This window comes from Thioalkalivibrio sp. ALM2T (assembly GCF_000381505.1).
Lineage (GTDB): Bacteria > Pseudomonadota > Gammaproteobacteria > Ectothiorhodospirales > Ectothiorhodospiraceae > Thioalkalivibrio > Thioalkalivibrio versutus.
Genome location: NZ_KB906570.1, coordinates 1 through 17,981, shown reverse-complemented (window position 1 = coordinate 17,981; position 17,981 = coordinate 1). Strand labels below are relative to the sequence as shown.

The 17,981-nt window shown below is 67.3% G+C and carries 20 protein-coding genes; 13 read left to right on the top strand and 7 right to left on the bottom strand.

The features are described from left to right. Positions 1–2 precede the first annotated feature (2 nt). Both F816_RS0112600 and F816_RS0112595 read right to left on the bottom strand, forming a co-directional pair. Positions 3–401 (bottom strand): 6-carboxytetrahydropterin synthase, encoded by a 399-nt coding sequence (locus F816_RS0112600; RefSeq protein WP_019595031.1) that lies wholly within the window; start codon positions 399–401, stop codon positions 3–5. A gap of 39 nt (positions 402–440) precedes the next feature. Beyond that, a complete protein-coding gene (locus tag F816_RS0112595; protein WP_019595030.1) occupies positions 441–1,451 on the bottom strand; it encodes a zinc-binding alcohol dehydrogenase in 1,011 nt (336 codons plus the stop codon). A 136-nt stretch (positions 1,452–1,587) separates the two neighbouring features. Between F816_RS0112595 and F816_RS0112590 the strand changes: the two genes are divergently transcribed. Together F816_RS0112590 and F816_RS0112585 are read left to right on the top strand one after the other, a co-directional pair. Then, the gene (locus tag F816_RS0112590) at positions 1,588–2,367 is read left to right on the top strand and encodes a CDP-alcohol phosphatidyltransferase family protein (protein WP_019595029.1); all 780 of its coding nucleotides are present in this window, start codon (positions 1,588–1,590) and stop codon (positions 2,365–2,367) included. Further along, positions 2,360–3,001, top strand: a complete 642-nt coding sequence (locus tag F816_RS0112585) for a YceI family protein (protein ID WP_019595028.1) — start codon at positions 2,360–2,362, stop codon at positions 2,999–3,001. The genes F816_RS0112590 and F816_RS0112585 overlap by 8 nt, the downstream gene beginning before the upstream one ends. 427 nt (positions 3,002–3,428) lie before the next feature. Here the strand turns inward: F816_RS0112585 and F816_RS0112580 are convergent, their stop codons facing one another. Both F816_RS0112580 and F816_RS0112575 read right to left on the bottom strand, forming a co-directional pair. Next, a complete protein-coding gene (locus tag F816_RS0112580; protein ID WP_019595027.1) occupies positions 3,429–3,641 on the bottom strand; it encodes a YjfB family protein in 213 nt (70 codons plus the stop codon). A 238-nt stretch (positions 3,642–3,879) separates the two neighbouring features. Further along, the gene (locus F816_RS0112575; protein WP_019595026.1) at positions 3,880–4,509 is read right to left on the bottom strand and encodes a class I SAM-dependent methyltransferase; all 630 of its coding nucleotides are present in this window, start codon (positions 4,507–4,509) and stop codon (positions 3,880–3,882) included. Positions 4,510–5,010: 501 nt separating this feature from the next. On the opposite strand from F816_RS0112575, the gene F816_RS0112570 reads away from it, so the two are divergent. Next, positions 5,011–6,747, top strand: coding sequence for a uracil-xanthine permease family protein (locus F816_RS0112570; RefSeq protein WP_019595025.1), 1,737 nt, complete (start codon positions 5,011–5,013; stop codon positions 6,745–6,747). Positions 6,748–6,775: 28 nt separating this feature from the next. Here F816_RS0112570 and folE read toward each other — a convergent pair whose 3' ends face one another. Both folE and F816_RS0112560 read right to left on the bottom strand, forming a co-directional pair. Next, a complete protein-coding gene (folE, locus tag F816_RS0112565; RefSeq protein WP_019595024.1) occupies positions 6,776–7,429 on the bottom strand; it encodes a GTP cyclohydrolase I FolE in 654 nt (217 codons plus the stop codon). A gap of 24 nt (positions 7,430–7,453) precedes the next feature. Continuing rightward, positions 7,454–8,239 carry a DUF3429 domain-containing protein gene (locus F816_RS0112560; RefSeq protein ID WP_026333269.1) on the bottom strand — a complete coding sequence of 262 codons (786 nt, stop codon included), beginning with the start codon at positions 8,237–8,239 and terminating at the stop codon, positions 7,454–7,456. A gap of 143 nt (positions 8,240–8,382) precedes the next feature. Between F816_RS0112560 and F816_RS0112555 the strand changes: the two genes are divergently transcribed. From F816_RS0112555 to F816_RS0112505, 10 genes are all read left to right on the top strand, one after another. Beyond that, positions 8,383–9,756: an NAD(P)/FAD-dependent oxidoreductase gene (locus tag F816_RS0112555; protein WP_019595022.1), complete on the top strand. Its 1,374-nt coding sequence runs from the start codon at positions 8,383–8,385 to the stop codon at positions 9,754–9,756. Continuing rightward, complete coding sequence (locus F816_RS0112550; RefSeq protein ID WP_019595021.1) at positions 9,757–10,527, top strand: DUF1365 domain-containing protein; 771 nt, start codon at positions 9,757–9,759, stop codon at positions 10,525–10,527. Next, positions 10,527–11,783, top strand: a complete 1,257-nt coding sequence (locus tag F816_RS0112545) for a cyclopropane-fatty-acyl-phospholipid synthase family protein (protein WP_019595020.1) — start codon at positions 10,527–10,529, stop codon at positions 11,781–11,783. Before F816_RS0112550 ends, F816_RS0112545 begins: the two co-directional genes overlap by 1 nt. Then, entirely contained in the window at positions 11,764–13,128 is a 1,365-nt protein-coding gene (locus F816_RS0112540; protein WP_019595019.1) for an MFS transporter, read from the top strand. The genes F816_RS0112545 and F816_RS0112540 overlap by 20 nt, the downstream gene beginning before the upstream one ends. Continuing rightward, a complete protein-coding gene (locus tag F816_RS0112535) occupies positions 13,125–13,715 on the top strand; it encodes a chalcone isomerase family protein (RefSeq protein ID WP_019595018.1) in 591 nt (196 codons plus the stop codon). The genes F816_RS0112540 and F816_RS0112535 overlap by 4 nt, the downstream gene beginning before the upstream one ends. Positions 13,716–14,081: 366 nt before the next feature. Beyond that, complete coding sequence (locus F816_RS0112525) at positions 14,082–14,579, top strand: GNAT family N-acetyltransferase (RefSeq protein WP_019595016.1); 498 nt, start codon at positions 14,082–14,084, stop codon at positions 14,577–14,579. Between the two features lie 339 nt (positions 14,580–14,918). After that, the gene (locus tag F816_RS0112520) at positions 14,919–15,401 is read left to right on the top strand and encodes a hypothetical protein (RefSeq protein ID WP_018144443.1); all 483 of its coding nucleotides are present in this window, start codon (positions 14,919–14,921) and stop codon (positions 15,399–15,401) included. Further along, a complete protein-coding gene (locus tag F816_RS0112515; protein ID WP_019595015.1) occupies positions 15,367–16,218 on the top strand; it encodes a hypothetical protein in 852 nt (283 codons plus the stop codon). The genes F816_RS0112520 and F816_RS0112515 overlap by 35 nt, the downstream gene beginning before the upstream one ends. Before the next feature lie 201 nt (positions 16,219–16,419). Then, positions 16,420–16,671 (top strand): AbrB/MazE/SpoVT family DNA-binding domain-containing protein, encoded by a 252-nt coding sequence (locus F816_RS0112510; RefSeq protein ID WP_019595014.1) that lies wholly within the window; start codon positions 16,420–16,422, stop codon positions 16,669–16,671. Then, complete coding sequence (locus F816_RS0112505; protein WP_255349505.1) at positions 16,665–17,051, top strand: type II toxin-antitoxin system PemK/MazF family toxin; 387 nt, start codon at positions 16,665–16,667, stop codon at positions 17,049–17,051. The genes F816_RS0112510 and F816_RS0112505 overlap by 7 nt, the downstream gene beginning before the upstream one ends. Before the next feature lie 67 nt (positions 17,052–17,118). On the opposite strand, the gene F816_RS0112500 is transcribed toward F816_RS0112505, so the two are convergent. Then, positions 17,119–17,964 (bottom strand): transposase, encoded by an 846-nt coding sequence (locus F816_RS0112500; protein WP_026333267.1) that lies wholly within the window; start codon positions 17,962–17,964, stop codon positions 17,119–17,121. Positions 17,965–17,981 lie beyond the last annotated feature (17 nt).

The window sequence follows — 17,981 nt, the reverse complement described above, 5'->3', positions numbered from 1 at the left end:
GCTCAGGGTGCCGCCTCATAGCTGGCCCAGGCGACGTGCGACTCGTTCAGGGTTACGCACACCGCGTCCAGCTCGCGGGCCGATTCACCCAGCTCGCCGGCATGGATGGCGCGCGCCACGCGCTGATGCAACGCATGGGCGAGGAATTCGGTGGTGGTGTTCTGGCCGCGAAAATCCTCGCGCTCGTCCAGATTCTGGTAGTTCAGATCGCCCAGGAGGGCCTTCACCACCTCGCTGGCGCGTCCGATATCCACCACCAGGCCATCGGCATCCAGGGCCTTGCGGCGGAAGGTCACGTCGACCACGTAGGTCGCGCCGTGGAGCTTCTGGGCCGGGCCGAAGGTCTCGCCGGAAAAGCTGTGGGCGATCATGAAATGATCACGGACGTTCAGGCTGTACATCGGGCAGTTCCCCGCAGGTCGAGTTGAACGGAAAAGGGGTCAGTAACGAATCCGGTGGCACAGCGTGCGTGCGGCCTCGGGCCCGGAGACACGCTGCATCGCCGTCGGCAGGTCGGCGAACGCATCCTCCCCACTGATCAGCGCATCCAGCGCCGGATCGGCCAGCAGTGATAGCGCCAGCGCCAGGCGGCGGCGATAGTCCCAGCGCGCCGCGCGCTCCGGCGGGATGCGTCCGACCTGCGAGCTGCGCAACGTCAGCCGCCGCGAGTGAAAGGCCTCGCCCAGCGGCGCCGGTACCGGCTGATCGCCGTACCAGCTCATCTCCACCACCCGGACCTCGACCCCGGCGAGCGCCAGCGCCTGCTCCAGCCCGGCCGGGTTGCCGCTGGCATGTACGACCCCATCCAGTCCCTGCAGGTCCGGATTCGCTTGCGCCGCGTCCGGGGTGCAAAGGCTCAACCCCAGCCGGGCCGCCACGGCCTCGCGCTGGGGGTTGGGGTCGATCAACGTCACCTCGGTGCCGGGGATCGCGCGCAGCAGCCAGGCCACCAGCAGCCCGACCACCCCGGCCCCGATCACCGCCATGCGATCCCCCGGACCCGGTTGCCCATCCCAGACCGCGTTGATCGCCGTCTCCATGTTGGCCGCCAGCACCGCGCGCTCCGCCGGCACCGCGTCCGGGATCGGGACCACCGCGGCCGCGGGCACGACATAGGCGCTCTGGTGCGGATACAGACAGAACACCCGCTGCCCGAGCGGCACATCCCCTTCGCCCCCCGCCTCGACCATACCGACACTGATGTACCCGTACTTGACCGGCCAGGGGAACTCGCCCGCCTGGAACGGCGCGCGCATTGCCTGATACTGGCTCGCGGGGACCCGGCCATGAAAGATCAGCGACTCGGTCCCGCGACTGATCGCGGAAAACTGCGTGCGCACCCGCACCTCCCCCGGGGCCGGCTCCGCCAGCGCCTCCGGGCGCAGCTCGCCCGTGCCGGGACCGACCACCCAGAAGGCCTGTTCGGGAGCCGGCGTGTTCACCGGAGGCACTGCAAGGTCAGGGTGCAAGGCGGCGTCATCATCCGCGCAGTGTGGGCGAAGCGCATTCCAAGCGGCAACTCCCGGCGCGCGGCGTGGTCGCAAGGCAAAAGCCCGGACACCTCCAACGGAGGGCTACAATCCCCCCATGGAATCATCCACCGCCAAACGTCGCTCCGCGGCACGGATACGGACCGGTCTCCGCGTCTGGGCGGCCGACGGGCTCGTCGCCGGCCTGCTGGGCCTGGTCGTCACGGCGGCACTGATGCTGCATGCCGAACTGGGGCCACACGCAATCATCGGCTTTGTCGTGCTCTGGTTCATGCTCGGCGCCCTGCTCGCCACCACCACCCCCCCGGACGGACTGGCCCGGGACGGACGCGGCCCCGGCCCGGCCAACCGGGTCACACTGCTGCGCGCCGCCCTGACCGCACCTCTGGGGGCCCTGGTATTCGTTCCCCCTGCCACCGGCGACCCATTGCTGGCGCTCTGGGTGATTGCGCTGGCGGGTCTGGCCCTGCTGCTGGACGGACTCGACGGGGCCGTCGCCCGGCGGACCGACAGCGCCACCGCATTCGGCGCCCGCTTCGACATGGAACTGGACGCAGCGATGATCCTGGCACTGTCGGTACTGGCCTGGCAGATGACCGCGGTCGGCCCCTGGGTGATTCTGATCGGGCTGATGCGCTATGCCTTCGTGCTGGCCGCCCGCCCCTGGCCCTGGCTGGCCGGGGCGCTGCCCCCCAGCCGCCGCCGCCAGACCGTCTGTGTGCTGCAGACCGTGGTGCTCCTTCTGGTGCTGATCCCCGGCCTGCCCGCCAGCGCCGCCATCACCATCGCCCTGGCCGGGCTGTTGGCCCTCGGCCTGTCCTTTGCCGTGGATATCCACTGGCTCTATCGCCACCGACCGGAGGTGTGCCATGACTGACGCCCGCTGCATCCGCCCGACCATCCACCTGCGCCACGCGCTCCTGGCCCTGCTGCTCGCGGCCGCCCTCGCCCTGCCGGGTACCACTGCACTGGCCAGTACCGATCGCTGGGTGATCGACCCCGACCACTTCGCGGTCGGTTTCATGGTCGATCATGCCGGCTACGCCAAGGTCATGGGCATGTTCCTCGAGGCCGAGGGCGAATTCGAGTTCGACCCCGAAACGAATGAGCTGGGCGGCGGCTACTTTGTGATCCAGACCGACAGCGTGTTCACCAACCACGCCGAGCGCGACGACCACCTGCGCAACGAGGACTTCCTGAACGTCGAGGAATACCCGGAGATGCGCTTCACCGCCACGCGCTACCAGCCCACCGGCGAAAACACCGGCCGCCTCAGTGGTGGCCTGGAACTGCTGGGCGAGACCCGCACCATCCATCTCGACGTGACCATCAACAAGGTCGGGCGCTACCCGTTCCCGCTCGGTGGACTGTTTGGCCGCCCCTATGTGCTGGGCGCCTCCATGCGCGGCAGCTTCAATCGCTCGGACTTCGGCATGACCTACGGGCTGATCCGCGACATCGTGGGGGACGAGGTCGAACTCATGATCGAGTTCGAGGCCCAGCGGCAATAGCAGGATTCACCACGAAGCACACGAAGGCACGAGAAGGTCAAAGGACTTTCACCACAGAGGGCACGGAGTACACAGAGCAAGGCGGGTCAAGGGCGATTCACAGGAAGATGGGAAGGGCGTGAAGGTTCTTGATGGAATGGTTGGGGACAGGGCCCAGTACGTGCCACCCCGGCCGCATCTCGACTACGTCGTCATCCCGGCCGTAGCGAAGCGGAGAGCCGGGATCTCCCAGGGGTGCCACCGACGCATTGCCAGCCCCGGGAGATCCCGGATAACGGCTTCGCCGTTTCCGGGATGACAATTTTCGCGACGCGGATTCCGGGATGACGTGGGTCGGGGTTGTTGCTGAGCGGTGGGGATGGCGGAACGAAAAAGGCCCCGGGTCGTTGGCGCGCCGGGGCCTTTTGGGGCGAGAGGCTATGAGGCGTCAGGCCTTGGTGTTGATGTTGGTGCCCACGTTCTCCGGCAGACCCTGTGTGGCGGCCTGCATCTCGCCGATGTCGGGCATCGCCTGCAGCAGGGACTGAGCGGCCATCTCCTGCGATTCCATCGCCTTCTTCTGAACGGCCACATCCTTCTGCATCGCCACCTGCTGCTGGCTGTTCTGCGTGGCCATCGCGGCAATCGCGCTTGCATCCATCTCGGTACTCCTAGAACGCTGAATGTTCAGGCCCGTGGACGTCCAACGCGCAAACGGGCCTGTCCCCGCTGACGGCCGCATCCCGCAAGACTTGAGCCTCCATGCACGATTTTTTCGCACGCGGGAGAATTTTCAACGCACACCCTTACGAACGACGATCAGCACCCGAACTCTCGTCGCCGATGCTTCCCCTTCTTCGCGCCTGCGTGCTTTTCGTGGTGAACAAGGTCCTCGACCTTCAATCAGTCTTTCCCGCGTTGCGTCCGGCAGGACCTTCGGGCGCTCGGCACACCCGCGCGGCAAAGCGCCGCATCACGCCGCGGGCCACGCGATCCTCGGGTTCGATGCAGAACCCGGCCTGCTCCACGGCGGCCTCGGTATCGCGATTCGGGTGGCAGCCCCCCGTCACACAGGTCCAGGCCGGCTGCACGCGATCCTGCAGGCGGGCGAACACCGGTCGCGCATGACGCACATGCTCCAGCATCCGCAGCTGGCCGCCATCGGCCAGCACCCGGCGCACCTCGCCCAGGGCCTGGGGCGGATCCTGCACGCTGCAGAACACCAGCCCCGACACGACGGTATCGAAGGCATTGTCGGCAAACGGGAGCGCCTCGGCCCGCGCGACCACCAGGGGCACCCCCGGAGCCCGTCGGCGGGCGCGGCGCAATGCGGCCAGGTCGGGATCCATGGCGATCACTCGAGAGGCGTCGTCATACAGGGGTAGATCACGCCCAGTGCCACACCCGATCTCCAGCACCCGGCCTGTAGCGCCCGCTACCAGGCGCCGCCGCCAGCGGCGAAAGCCCAACACCTCGGCACTGGCCATCAGGGAGTCGTACAACCAGGGAATCTGTTCAAGACCGCGCATCGCGCCTCCGCGAAAGACCGGGAAAACAAAAATGAGTCCTGATTAGCACGAACCCTCCGCAGGTGGGACAAACACGTTGATCGTATCGGCGTTCTGGAGCGTTCGCCTGCAAGCAGGCTCCTACGAAGGCAACTACCTGTAGGAGCCTGCTTGCAGGCGAATGGGCCTCGGCGAGATCCCAGCGCCCATCGGAAAATGTGACACCCATCACACTCTTTCAGCCGCTGGCAGGAACCTGTTTCCACACACCCTGTCCACTTATACAAGTTGCGGAAATCATCGGCTCGTGGCAACGGCAGCCGGTGATCCGCCGTTCAGACGACAACCCTCCATCACACGGGTGTCTGAACGATCTTGGGCCCGGCCATTGCGCCGGGCCTTTTTTTGTCGGGTTGTCCGTCCCCACCGACACGGGGCAACGCCCGACCAATACCCCTTGGGCTCCCGACACCACGTCGCTGTTATGATTGCGCGCTTTCGCCAATCGCGCACAGGGGCACCGTGGCCGAAGCTTCCCAGTCGAAGATCCTCTACGAGGTGGACGATCACCCGCCTCCGGTCAAATGCACGATCAGCGCGCTGCAAAGCCTGCTGTTGGTCGCACCGGCCATTATCATTGCCCCCCTGATCCTGGCCCGCGCCATTGGCCTCGATCTGGCCGCAACCCAGTGGACCGTATTCGCCGCCCTGATCGGCAGCGCGCTCGCCACGCTGATCCAGGTCCGCCGCGTCGGTCCGGTCGGGTCGGGCTACCTGATCTTCATGGGGACCTCGACCGCCTATCTGGCCGTAGGCATCGAGGCCGCCCTGGTCGGCGGCATGGCGCTGGTCGGCACCCTTGGAGTGCTGTCGGCCCCGGTACAATTCCTGTTCGCGCGCTATCTCGGGCTGTTCCGTCGCATCATCACGCCCACGGTCAGTGGGGTCGTGATCATGCTGGTGGTGCTCGGCGTGATCCCCACCACAGCCGACATGATGCAGGGCGAAGGCGACTACGAGGGGACCTGGCGGGCGCTGACGGTCGCCCTGTTCACCCTCGGGTTCACCATCCTGGTGGCGGTCTTCGGCGGGCGCCTGCTGCGCCTGTGGGCACCCATCATGGGCCTGGGCTCCGGGATCGTGGTCGCGATGATCTTCGGCGTCACGGATTTCTCGGAGGTCGCCGAGGCGGCCTGGTTCGGCCTGCCGCCGTTGGAATGGCCTGGCTTCTACTTCGAGTTCTCGCCCACCTGGTTCACGCTGCTGCTGACCTTCGCGATCGTGACCCTGGTCGGCGCGGTAGAGTCCATTGGCGACACCCAGGTCGCGCAGCGCAATTCCTACCGCACCCCGCGCAAGATCGACCACGACCGCGTGCGCGGCGGACTGTATGCGGACGGCCTGGGCAACATGATCGCCGGCAGTCTGGGCACACTGCCCAACACGACCTACGGCATTGGCGTCTCCTCGATCGAGCTGACCGGCATGGCCGCCCGCCGGGTCGGCTACTACTTCGCCGCCTTTCTCGCGCTGATCGCGCTGATCCCCAAGCTGAACATGCTGATGATCTCCCTGCCGGGCCCGGTCTTCGGCGCGTTCCTGCTCATTCTGCTGGCCCTGCTGTTCGTCGCCGGGATCCGCCTGTGCGCCCAGGACGGCCTCAACTACCAGAGCGGCCTGATCATCGGTGTTGCCTTCTCGACGGGTTTCATCTTCCAGAATCAGCTGTTTTTCCACCACCTGATCCCGGAAGCCCTGAGCCCGTTTCTGAATAACGGCGTCTCCACTGGCGGCACGGTCGCGGTGGCACTGAGCATGATCTTCAACCTGCGGCCGCGCCCGCACCGCCGTGCGACCTTCGAGCCCGAGGCGGATTCGCTGCCACAGGTCCACGCGATGGCGCAGGAATTTGGCGAAAGCCTGAGCCTGCCGGAGAAGCAGTCGGTCAAGCTGCAGATCGCCCTGGAAGAGGTCTTCATGCATCTGTCCGAGCAGGCGGCCCGCGAACCGGGGCGCAGCCGACCGGTCGATGTGCGTCTGGAACGCGAGGGCGAAACCCTGGCAGTGGAAATGATCGATCGCACCGCCGCAGCCGAGGTCGACGAGGCCACGCTGCGCGAGGCACGCCAATGGACGGCCAGCGACGAGCAATCGCTGCGCGAGCTGGGCCTTTACCTGTTGAACAGCCTGGCGCAGGACGTTCGCCACATGCGCATGGCCGGGGTCAACTACATCTCGTTCAACATCCCGTTGCGCTGAGAGAGCCCCGGCGCCGCCCTCTCCGGGTTCAGTCGCGGCTACCGTGGATCAGGTTGAGGAACTCGCGGCGGGTACGGCCGTCCTCGCGGAAGGCGCCCAGCATCACCGAGGTCGCCATGGACGAATGCTGCTTCTCGACGCCGCGCATGGTCATGCACATATGCTTGGCATCCACCACCACGCCAACCCCCTTGGCCCCCGTCACCTGCATCAGGGCCTCGGCAATCTCGCGGGTCAGGCTTTCCTGGATCTGCAGGCGCGCGGCGAACATGTCCACGATGCGGGCGATCTTCGACAGGCCGATCACCTTGCCATTGGGCAGGTAGGCGACATGCACCTTGCCGATAATCGGCAGCAGGTGATGCTCGCACAGGGAGTACAGCTCGATATCGCGCAGCAGGACCATCTCGTCGTTATCGGACGAGAACAGCGCATCGTTCACGATGGTGTCCAGATCCTGCTGGTAGCCACGCGTCAGATATTGCATGGCCTTGGCCGCGCGCATCGGCGTATCCCGCAGGCCCTCGCGTTGCGGATTCTCGCCGAGCCCGGCGAGAATCTCGCGGTAGTGCTCGGCGAGTTGTTCCGGGGCGGCCAGCGGCTGGCCCGAGGCAGGGGTGGCCGTCGGCTCGTCGGCCATGCGGGCATCTGCGTTCATCGATGGTTCCTTGTTCTCGTTCATTCTCGCGTTCTTCCTCTTTCCTGCTCAGGCCGCGATGGTGACCGCGAGGCCGGAGGCCAGGGCCAGCATCGCGCCCACGGTCAGCACCAGGCGCAGACCGAGATAGCCACGGGGCAACGCTCGCCGCTGCAGGCTCAGCCGATCCACCCACCACACCCCAAGAAACAGCACTGCCAGCGTCATCAAGGCCTGCGGCAGCGGCTGCAGCACCGCCAGCCAGGCCAGGACGGACGGCACCACCGCCCACACCGGCGCCGAGAGCGGACCCACCCGGTGCTGCCGATCCGCCAGATAGATTCCCCAGTGGACAGCCCCCAGGAACGACAGGATCACCGCACCATAGAGCGCCAGGGCCTCCAGCGCGAAAACCTGCCATTCGGGCTGGGCCATCCAGGCCCCGATGCCGAAGAACGCGAAGGGTAGCAGCCCGGCGTACCCGAGCACCTGCAATGCAGGTGCCGGGGTATCCGGGCGCGCGCCCTCGCCGCGCGCCAGCAGGGCTCGGTGGCCCAGGTACTCGCGCAGTTCAGGGAGCCCCCCGATCACCCCTTCGCGCGTCACAAACAGGGGCAGCACCGCGGCGCCGGTGGCCTGTTGCAACGCATGGAACTGCTCGCGGTTATGGGCCGAGCCCATGCCCCACTCCAGCCGCTGCCAGCGCCCCGGGGCCGTCGCCTTCAGAAGCGCCTCGGCATCCCGGAAATCCGACAGCCCGGAGGTGATGCCCACGATCTCGTGGGTCGTCAGTGCATCGCGCACCTCTGCCGGCCACTCGGGGGCGCCCGCTTGCGCCTGGTTATCTGTGTTCACGATCCGCGTCTCCCGCTGTACCTGTTTCGCGGTATACCGCCCTCCTATTGGAGGCCGGGGAACTTTTTACCGCCACCATTTACAAATATTGTACAGTTATTGTATAAGATGTACATCGCCCTGCGGCCCGGAGATCCACCACCATGCAACGCTCGCGCATCGCCGTCATCGGCGGAGGCATCGCCGGCCTGTCCGCCGCCTGGATTCTGCAGACCCGGCACCAGGTCCAACTGTTCGAATCGGAACCGGAGCTCGGCGGCCATGCCCATACGGTGGAGGTACCCGATCCGCAGGGCCACACGGCCATCGACACCGGCTTCGTGGTCTACAACGAGCGCAACTACCCCCTGCTCACTCGCCTGTTCGCGGAACTCGACGTCCCCACCCAGGATACGGACATGTCCTTCGGCTACTCGCGTCAGCCCGCGGGCGTCGAGTATGCCGGCTCCGATCTGAACACCCTGTTCGCGCAGCGCCGCAACCTGGTGCGCCCGACGTTCCTGCGCATGGCGAGCGATATCCTGCGCTTCAACCGCCTGGGCAAGGGCCTGTTCGAGCGTGGGGAAAGCCCGGAGGGCACGCTCGGCGCGTTCCTCGCCCGACACCAACTGGGCCGCGGCTTCACCGAGGACTACCTGCTGCCGATGGCGGCCGCAATCTGGTCCTGCCCGCCCGAGGAGATCCGCGAGTTTCCGGCCGCCAGTTTCCTGCAGTTCTTCCACAACCACGGCCTGCTGGATCTGCGTGATCGCCCGCAATGGCGCACGGTGGTTGGCGGCAGCCGCGAGTACGTCCAGCGGCTCGCGGAGCGCCTGGAACCCGGCAGCGTGATTCACCAGCCGGTACGCGCAGTGATCCCCGATGCCGACCGGTGGCGGGTCCTGACCCACGATCAAGCAGTTGGGTTCGACGCGGTCGTGTTCGCCTGCCACGCCAACACCGCGCGCTGGCTGCTGAACAAGGCCGACCCGGCACGCGAGCGTCTGCTCGCCGCCTGCCGCTTCCAGCCCAACCGCGCGATACTGCACACCGACCCGGCGCTGATGCCCCGCTCGCGCCGCGTGTGGTCCTCCTGGAACTATCTCTCCGGGCGATCCACCCAGGCGCGCGACAGCGTCTCGGTCTCCTACTGGATGAACCGCCTGCATCGCCTGGAACGGCGCCAGGACTACATCATCAGCCTGAACCCCTGGCGCGAGCCGCACCCGAACACCGTGCTCGGCGAACAGCACTGGGAACACCCGGTCATGGACACCGCGGCGGAGAAGGCGCGTCAGCGCCTCGCGACCACCCAGGGCGAGAACAACCTGTACTTCGCCGGCGCGTGGATGGGCTACGGTTTCCACGAGGATGGACTGCGCTCGGCAGTTTCCATCGGGCGATCGCTGGACATCGAACCGCCTTGGTCCGGCCCTGCGCACCCCCCCATGCAGACCGCCCACCAATCGGGCTCCGCCATTCACGGCGGCGTAGCGACACCGACGCACGCGCCGCCTGCGCAATCCCGGAGCGCGTGAATGGACGCCGCCCTGGTCCATGGCACGGTGCTGCACCAGCGGTTCTTTCCGCAGCAATATCGCTTTCGCTACCCGGTAACCAGCGCGCTGTTCGATATCGATCGACTGGCGGAGACCACACAGCGCTGCCGTCTGTTCTCGCTGAATCGCTTCAACCTGTTCAGCCTGCGCACCCGGGACCACGGCCCGCGCGACGGCCGCCCCTGGCGCCCGTGGATCGAGGCCCACCTGGCCGAACACGCCATCGACCTGGCCGGTGGCCCGATTCACCTGCTGACCATGCCGCGCGTCCTCGGGCACGCCTTCAACCCGCTCAGTGTCTGGTACGCCCGGCATGCCGACGGCGAACTGCGCGCCATCCTGCTGGAGGTGCGCAATACCTTCGGCGAGCACCACCACTACCTGCTGCACGAGAACGGCGCCCCCATGGCCCTCCCCGTGCGCCAGGAAAAGAACAAGGCCTTCCACGTCTCACCGTTCATCGACATGCACGCGCGCTACGCCTTCACCCTGACGCCGCCACGCCTGCAGTCCGGCGCATCGCTGCGCATCGCGATCAACGAATACCAGGACCAGGAACGGATGCTGGTGGCCTCGCAACACGGCCGCCTGCGTCCGTTCAGCGACCGCGCGCTGCTGGCCGCCTTCCTGAAGAAACCCTGGATGACCCTCAAAATCCTGCCGCTGATCCACTGGCAGGCTCTCAGAATCTGGTGGCGCGGCGGGCGCTATCACCCACGGCCCGCACCCCCCGCACAGGAGATCGACTAATGGCCCTCGACCACCTCGACACCCCGCATGAAGGCACAACCCGGCGCGACTGGGCCCTGCGCCTGGTGGCCCGCGCCCTGAAAGACATCGATACCGGGCAGATCACCCTGATCGGTCCGTCGGGCGACCGCATCACCGTGCGCGGACGCAAGGCCGGCGTCGAGGCGGTATGGCACTTCCGCCGCCCGTGGCGGGCCATCCTGCGCCTGCTGCGCCACGGCGATATCGGCTTCGCCGAAGGCTTCATCAGTGGCGACTGGATCACCCCCGACCTGCAGACGCTGCTGCGCTTCGCCACCGACAACGAACAGGCCCTGGCGCCGATGGCCGAGCGCCCGACATGGCAGCGTGCCATCGACCGCATGCGCCACTGGATGCACCGCAACAGTCGCCGCGGAAGCCGCGCCAATATTCGCTTCCACTACGATCTCGGCAACGACTTCTACAACCTGTGGCTGGACCGCACGATGAGCTATTCGTCGGCACTGTTCACCCGCGGCGACGAGGCCCTGGAACAGGCCCAGGCGCAGAAGTACACCCGCCTGCTGGATCAGCTAAACGCCGAGCCTGGGGCACACATCCTCGAGATCGGCTGCGGCTGGGGCGGCTTTGCCGAGATGGCCGCGCAGCGTGGCTACCGCGTCACCGGCGTGACTCTCTCGCAGGAGCAACTCGACTATGCCCGCGCCCGCATCGAACGCGCCGGCCTGAGCGACCGCGTGGAACTGCGTCTGCAGGACTATCGCGACCTGCAGGGCACCTACGACCACGTGGTCTCGATCGAGATGTTCGAGGCCGTGGGGGAACACTGGTGGCCGACCTTTTTCGCCAAGGTCCGCAGCTGCCTGCGCCCGGGCGGCCGCGCGGCGCTGCAGGTCATCACCATCGCGGAAGAGGCCTTCGAGTACTACCGCCGCAACGCGGACTTCATCCAGCTCTACATCTTCCCCGGTGGCATGCTGCCCTCGGTCCCGCGCTTCAACGCGGAGGCCGAGCGTGCCGGGCTCGCGGTCGAGGACCAGGCCCTGTTCGGCGAGGATTACGCGCGCACGCTGCGCCACTGGCACCGGGAGGTCCGCCAGGCGGAGCCGGTGATCGAGGCCCTGGGCTATTCGCAGTCGTTCCTGCGCATGTGGCGCTACTACCTCGCCTATTGCGAGGTCGGCTTCGACACCGCCCGCGTGAACCTGATGCAGGCGGTTCTGCAAAGCCCCGTCCAGCCCGCCGCGCCGGGCCATGACCCCGCGAACCGATGAGGTGAGCACACTACGCTGGCCGCGGCTGTTCGCCTACGGCGGCCTGGGCATGCCCCTGGCCGTCCTCGGCCTGCCGCTGTATGTCTTCCTGCCCGCCCACTACGCCGAGCACACCGGCCTGGGCGTCACCCTGGTGGGCGTCTTTCTGCTGCTGGCACGGCTGCTCGATGTCGTCACCGACCCGCTGATCGGCCATCTGTCCGACCGCATCCCCGGCGCCTGGCGGCGGCGCGCGGTCATGCTTGCGGGCGTCCCGCTGCTGCTGATCGCCGCGCCCTTCCTGTTCCGCCCGCCGGCGGATGCCGGCGCTTGGTATCTGCTGATCTTCAGCACCCTGGTCTACCTCGGCTGGACGCTGGTCGCCCTGCCCTACGCCGCCTGGGGCGCCGAGCTCTCCGGCGACTACCACGAGCGCTCGCGCATCACCGCCGCGCGCGAGGGCTTCGTCGTACTGGGCACGGTAACAGCCGCCGCGCTCCCAGCGGTCCTGGGCCTGCAGGACGACGCCGGCGCGGCGCTGGCCACCCTTGCTGTGTTGCTGTGGGTGCTGCTGCCGATCGCCTTCGTGATCCTGCTCTGGCGGGTGCCGGAGCGCCCGGGGCGCCTGGCGCCGGTGCCCTGGCGCTCCGGCTGGATCCTGCTGCGGTCCAACCAGCCGTTCCGCCGCCTGGTCCTCGCCTGGGTCCTGAACGGCACCGCCAACGCCATCCCGGCCACCCTGTTCCTGCTGTTCATCACCCACGTGCTGGAGGCCCCCGGCCACGCCGGGCCACTGCTGCTGGTCTACTTCGCCACCGGCATCCTCGCGCTGCCCCTGTGGCTGCGCCTCGCCCGCCGGATGCCCAAGCACCGGGTGTGGACGCTCTCGATGCTGCTCGCCTCGACCTTCTTCATCTGGGTCCCGTTCCTCGGTTCCGGCGATGTACTCGCGTTCTACGCCATCACGGTATTGACCGGGCTCAGCCTCGGTGTGGACCTGGCGCTGCCGGCTGCGATGCAGGCCGACGTGATCGACCAGGACACCGCCGACGGCGGCGGCGAGCGCGCCGGGCTGTTCTTCGGCCTGTGGGGCATGGCTACCAAGCTGGCCCTGGCCCTGGCCGTGGGCATCAGCTTCCCGCTGCTGGGCCTGGCCGGCTTCTCGGCCGACGGCAACAACGGCCCCACCGCCCTGCTGGTGCTGGCCCTGGCCTACGCCGGCCTGCCGGTGCTTTTCAAGCTCGCGGCGATGGCCCTGATCTGGCGCTTCCCCATCGACGCCGACGCCCAGCACGCCCTGCGCGAACGCATTCACGCGCGCGAACGCGCCGCACCTTCAGCCCAGCCCGGAGGAACCAACCCATGAATAGCCACGCCACCCGCCGCGGGACCCTGCTCGCATCCATGCTGCTGCTTGCACTGTTCCTGACCGGCGCACCCGCCAGCGCCACGACCGAGATCGACGGCGTCCGCTTTGCCAACACGGTCACGATCGACGACACGACCGTCCCGCTGCGCGCCGGGCGTCTCTATCGCTACACCATCTTTCGCGTCTACGTCGGCGCGCTCTACGTCCCGGAAGACGTCGCTCCGGACGATGTACTGACGGCAGACGTGCCCAAGCGCCTGGAACTGGAGTATCTGCGCGCCATCAGCGCCGACGACTTCCGCAAGAGCGGAAACAGCCTGCTCGAAGACCAGCAGACCCCGGACACCCTTGCGGCCCTGGCCGACCGGCTGGAGACCTTCAACGCCGCCTACCGCGACATGGAGGCAGGCGACCGCTACGCCCTGGAATACCGCCCGGGCCATGGCACCCGCCTACTGCAAAACGGCACGCCGCTGGTCGAGGTCCCCGGCCACGACTTCGCCACGGCCTACTTCGGTATCTGGCTGCACCCGGAAGAGCCCCTTTCCCGCCGCTTCCGCGACACCCTGATCGGCCAACGCTGAACTCACGCTCCAGGCATCCCCAATCTGCGTGCACGCGCACGCACCGCGGGGTCTGGAAAGCACCTGGTTTTTACCCGTCATCGCGAGGCGCGAAGCGCCGCGACGATCTCCAGGACCTGCCACCGGGCCTCTCCCCTGGATTGCCGCGGGGCGCTCGCAAAGCCAGAAAAGAACCTACCCGTCATCTGGCCCCACCCCCCCCGCAGCCCCCGATCCGCGAAGCCCTTCACAGGAACATGGCTCCAACCTGGACTAGACTCTTCCGTCCGGGACCCAGGGCCAGGAAGGCCGGGGAGCCACTGATCCATCCGTCCGCTCGCGTACGGATCGGGGCTCTCCCTCACGGCGTCCCGACGGAGGATTGCCATGCAACACCGCATCGCCTTCCGGGAGGCCACCTGGCCTGCCGACGCCGAGGCACTGTCCCAAGTTCGCTGCGAGGTCTTCGTCGAGGAACAGGGCGTGCCCGAACCACTGGAGTTCGACGGCCTGGACGCCGCCGCCCTGCACTGGCTGGCCACCGGACCAGGGGACGAACCGGTCGGCACCCTGCGCATGCTGCCCTCCGGCCAGATCGGCCGCATGGCCGTGCGCGAACCCTGGCGCGGACACGGCATCGGCTCGCGCCTGCTGGACTGCGCCCTCCTGGCCGCTGCCCGCCACGGCTGGCGCGAGGTCTGGCTGAACGCCCAGAACAGCCGCATCGGCTTCTACGCCCGCCACGACTTCTTCGTCATCAGCGACACCTTCGAAGACGCCGGCATCCCCCACCGCCGCATGCTCCACCGCATCCATTCCCCGATCCCACGACCCCGCCAACCCTGGAGCCACCCGAACCACGGCCTGGCCGCGCATCCGCTATAGCGCTCCCCGCGATGCGATTCGCTGCGCTCATCGGCATCCTACGAAGGCTTTGTGGGAGCGGGCTCGCACGCGAATCGGCAGCACCCCTCCCCCCGCAACGCCCACAAACGTAGGGTGCGTTGAGCCCTGCGAAACGCACCACTCACGTGATGCGATTCGCTGCGCTTATCGCCTGCCTACGAGACATCCTGTTGCAGCCTGCTTGCAGGCGAACGTCCCGGAAACCCACGAATTCCGTGATTCCCGGAACCGCACGAAACCACCACCGAACCCAGAGATGCGAACACACCCGCACTCGCCTATGCTGAGAGGAGCACCCAGCACGCGAGCGACACGCCGATGACCACCCCCGAACGCGACCCGACCCTGATCGACGCCGAGGCCCTGCTGGCCGAACTCCTGGCCGCCACCCGCCGGCGCCTCTGGCTGCATGCCCGCGTCGCGCTCCTGGCCGAGATCGCGGGAGCCGACCTCGGCGCCGAGCTGGCCGGCATCGCGCGGCGCCATCGCCACACCGATATCCGCCTGCTGGTGGACGACGATCTCGCCCTGAAGGAACAACTCCCAAGCCTGGTCGAGAGCATCAAGCGTCTACCCAGCGCCGTATCGGTGCGCCGGCTGGAGGCCGCGGAGGAAAGCCCGCTCACCGTCACCGCCATCGCCGATCACAGCGGCTGGATGCAGCTCACCCAGGCCGGCGGACGCCGCATCCTGCGCGGCGATGTCGAGGACCGGCCCGGCACCCAGCGCGCAGCCCAGGACTTCGAGGCCAACTGGAGTCTCAGCGATGAAGCCGTCGAACTCCGCCGCCTCCTCGTCTGACATGCCCCGCATGGTGGATCGGCGCCGCTGGCTACGGGCAGCCCTCGCGCTAGGCGCTGGCACGCTCCTACCCGCAGCGGGTTTCGCACGCGACACCCACGCCGAGGTCGCGGTCCTGCCGCTGCAAAACCGCCTGGCCCACAGCCTGCTGCCCGAGCTCCAGGCCCTGTTCGGCGACACCGCCACCCTGCGCGGCGACGGCTTCCGCCTCCTGGTACGCGCCGACGCCCGCACCCTCCAGCAGATCCGCGAGGTCGTCGCCGAACTTGACGCCCCGACCCAGGACCTCATCCTCTCCGTGCGCCGCCACAGCGACGCCCCGCGAACCGAACGCGGCAGCGGTATCGAGTTCGAGAGCGGCCCGGACGGCACCGAAGGGCGCATCACCACCCAGCGCCTGCGCACCACGCGCCGCGACGACCAGACCCAGCACCTGCGCCTGCGCGAAGGCACCGATGCGATCATCCTGGTCGGCGAGACCCGCACCGCCGGCTTCCGCATCATCCACGGCCGCGCCGTCGTCGGCGTCGAACCCCTGCTACAGGACACCGCCCGCGGCTTCCGCGTGCGACCCCAGGTCCAACCCGACGGCCGTGTGCGCGTCGCCATTGCCCACCTCCACGAACGCCCCCTCGCGCGCGGCGCCGTGGACCGCGACGCCATCGACACCCAGCTCACCCTGGAGCCGGGCACCTGGCACACCCTCGGCGGCGTCCACAGCGAGAGCGCCACCGAGCAGCGCGGCCTCGCCTCCCGCCGCACCACCCGCGACCGCGACACCCTCACCGTCGAAATCCGCGTCGATCCCGTTCGCTAGCCAGCCCCCATGATGCGATTCGCTTCGCTCATCGGCATCCTACGGGATAGCACCGCCCCGTAGGGTGCGTTGAGCCCCGCGAAACGCACCTCCAACCGCGAGGCATCGACCACCCAACTGGCAGGCTAACGGTCCGGCGCACTTCCACACCGGGGTGATACAGTTGTTTAAACAATGTCTATACATCTTGCGGGTGGAGCCATGGCCGAGACACGACTGAACATCAAGCGGTGGGGCAACAATCTGGGGGTTCGCCTTCCAGCGGCCATCGCGCGCGCAGCGCATCTGGAGGCGGACCAATCCGTCATCGTGTCCGTGGAGGGCAACCAGATCGTAATCCGTCCGGAAACCAGTCAATCCATGACGCTCGATGAGCGGCTGGAAGCGTTTGACCCGGATGTCCACGGCGGTGAGGTCATGCGCACGGACGTGCTTGGAAATGAACGATGGTAAAGCGCGCAGCACCCAAGGACTGGGTACCCCGGCGCCGTGATGTCATCTGGATTGACTGCAACCCTCAGGCAGGACGGGAGATGCGAGATATTCACCCCTTCCTGGTCCTGTCGCCGACCCAATTCAACACCCGAACCTCGCTGGTCCTGGGGCTCCCCATGACCACCGCCGACTACGATGCGACCAACCCATTCGCCGTGGTGGCGGGTACCACGCCGGATGCAAAAACCAGCTACATCCTCTGCCACCAAGTAAAGTCCTTCGACTGGCGCCAACGCAACGCGACACCCCATCCAGCCGGACAAGTGCCGCAGGGGACCTACCGGGAAGCCTGCGCGGTCCTCAACCAGATCCTCGAACTCTGCCCCGATCCCGCCTAGCGGACGTTTGTCGTACGGGCGGGACTCACGTAGGCCGGCCGCGTCCGCGTCGCCATAGTCAACGGGGTCAAACCTTGCCTTTTGCCCTCGGGGACACAATCCGACTGACGCGCGAAAAATGCAGACCAAAATGGTCACCGATGGCCTTTAGCGTGTAGCCACCGCTGGCATAGGCTCGTCGGATCGCCTCATTCCTCGGCAAGCTGGCAGCCAGCGAGTCGAGCGTCGGCGGCATAGGCCGCTGCTGGGCCCTCGGGTATTCCGGATCCGAGTCCAGCCTGCCGGACTGGCCTGCCAGCTGCTCCTCGACAAAGGCCTCGGATCCAAGGAATAGCTGGGCATGCAGATCATTCCAGGGGGAAGCGCATCCGATCCCCTCATGGACAAAGCGCCGATACGCCTGGCGTCGGGAGGCGGCAGCGCCGAATTCGTCCAGCACGCGATCCGTCGATAACCACGAGGCGCCGTCCGAAAGACCCGCGGTGGCCCGGTAGCTGCTCCAATCCCAGTCGGCAGGATCGTCGATCAGATGCGCGCGCACCGGGTTGAGGACGATGTAGCGCGCCAATTCCAGAAGATACGACTCGCGCTCGACCAGGATCGCCTTGTACCGGCCTTGAAGCACATGACCCACACGCCGGTGACGGCGGTTGAACCGCTGCGTGTAAACGCCGTTCAGCCACTGCATCCCCCGCCCCAGGTTCGCATCCGGCGTCTCTACCAGAAGGTGATAGTGGTTGCCCATCAGGCAGTACGCAAAGACCACCCAGTTGAATCGCTCGACCGCCTGCGCCAGCGTTTCTTCGAAGCGCCGATGGTCAACGTCATCCAGATAGATCCAGTCCCGCCGATTGCCACGCGCCGTTACGTGATACAGCGCCCACGGATACTCCAACCGCAACGATCGAGCCATCCCTGCTCTCCCCGTCT

Excerpts from the sequence above, each read along its gene's own strand:
- F816_RS0112600 (WP_019595031.1), bottom strand. The coding sequence starts at position 401 with ATGTACAGCCTGAACGTCCGTGATCATTTCATGATCGCCCACAGCTTT.
- F816_RS0112590 (WP_019595029.1), top strand. The coding sequence starts at position 1,588 with ATGGAATCATCCACCGCCAAACGTCGCTCCGCGGCACGGATACGGACC.
- F816_RS0112585 (WP_019595028.1), top strand. The coding sequence starts at position 2,360 with ATGACTGACGCCCGCTGCATCCGCCCGACCATCCACCTGCGCCACGCG.
- F816_RS0112580 (WP_019595027.1), bottom strand. The coding sequence starts at position 3,641 with ATGGATGCAAGCGCGATTGCCGCGATGGCCACGCAGAACAGCCAGCAG.
- F816_RS0112575 (WP_019595026.1), bottom strand. The coding sequence starts at position 4,509 with ATGCGCGGTCTTGAACAGATTCCCTGGTTGTACGACTCCCTGATGGCC.
- folE (WP_019595024.1), bottom strand. The coding sequence starts at position 7,429 with ATGAACGAGAACAAGGAACCATCGATGAACGCAGATGCCCGCATGGCC.
- F816_RS0112555 (WP_019595022.1), top strand. The coding sequence starts at position 8,383 with ATGCAACGCTCGCGCATCGCCGTCATCGGCGGAGGCATCGCCGGCCTG.
- F816_RS0112550 (WP_019595021.1), top strand. The coding sequence starts at position 9,757 with ATGGACGCCGCCCTGGTCCATGGCACGGTGCTGCACCAGCGGTTCTTT.
- F816_RS0112545 (WP_019595020.1), top strand. The coding sequence starts at position 10,527 with ATGGCCCTCGACCACCTCGACACCCCGCATGAAGGCACAACCCGGCGC.
- F816_RS0112540 (WP_019595019.1), top strand. The coding sequence starts at position 11,764 with ATGACCCCGCGAACCGATGAGGTGAGCACACTACGCTGGCCGCGGCTG.
- F816_RS0112535 (WP_019595018.1), top strand. The coding sequence starts at position 13,125 with ATGAATAGCCACGCCACCCGCCGCGGGACCCTGCTCGCATCCATGCTG.
- F816_RS0112525 (WP_019595016.1), top strand. The coding sequence starts at position 14,082 with ATGCAACACCGCATCGCCTTCCGGGAGGCCACCTGGCCTGCCGACGCC.
- F816_RS0112520 (WP_018144443.1), top strand. The coding sequence starts at position 14,919 with ATGACCACCCCCGAACGCGACCCGACCCTGATCGACGCCGAGGCCCTG.
- F816_RS0112515 (WP_019595015.1), top strand. The coding sequence starts at position 15,367 with ATGAAGCCGTCGAACTCCGCCGCCTCCTCGTCTGACATGCCCCGCATG.
- F816_RS0112510 (WP_019595014.1), top strand. The coding sequence starts at position 16,420 with ATGGCCGAGACACGACTGAACATCAAGCGGTGGGGCAACAATCTGGGG.
- F816_RS0112505 (WP_255349505.1), top strand. The coding sequence starts at position 16,665 with ATGGTAAAGCGCGCAGCACCCAAGGACTGGGTACCCCGGCGCCGTGAT.
- F816_RS0112500 (WP_026333267.1), bottom strand. The coding sequence starts at position 17,964 with ATGGCTCGATCGTTGCGGTTGGAGTATCCGTGGGCGCTGTATCACGTA.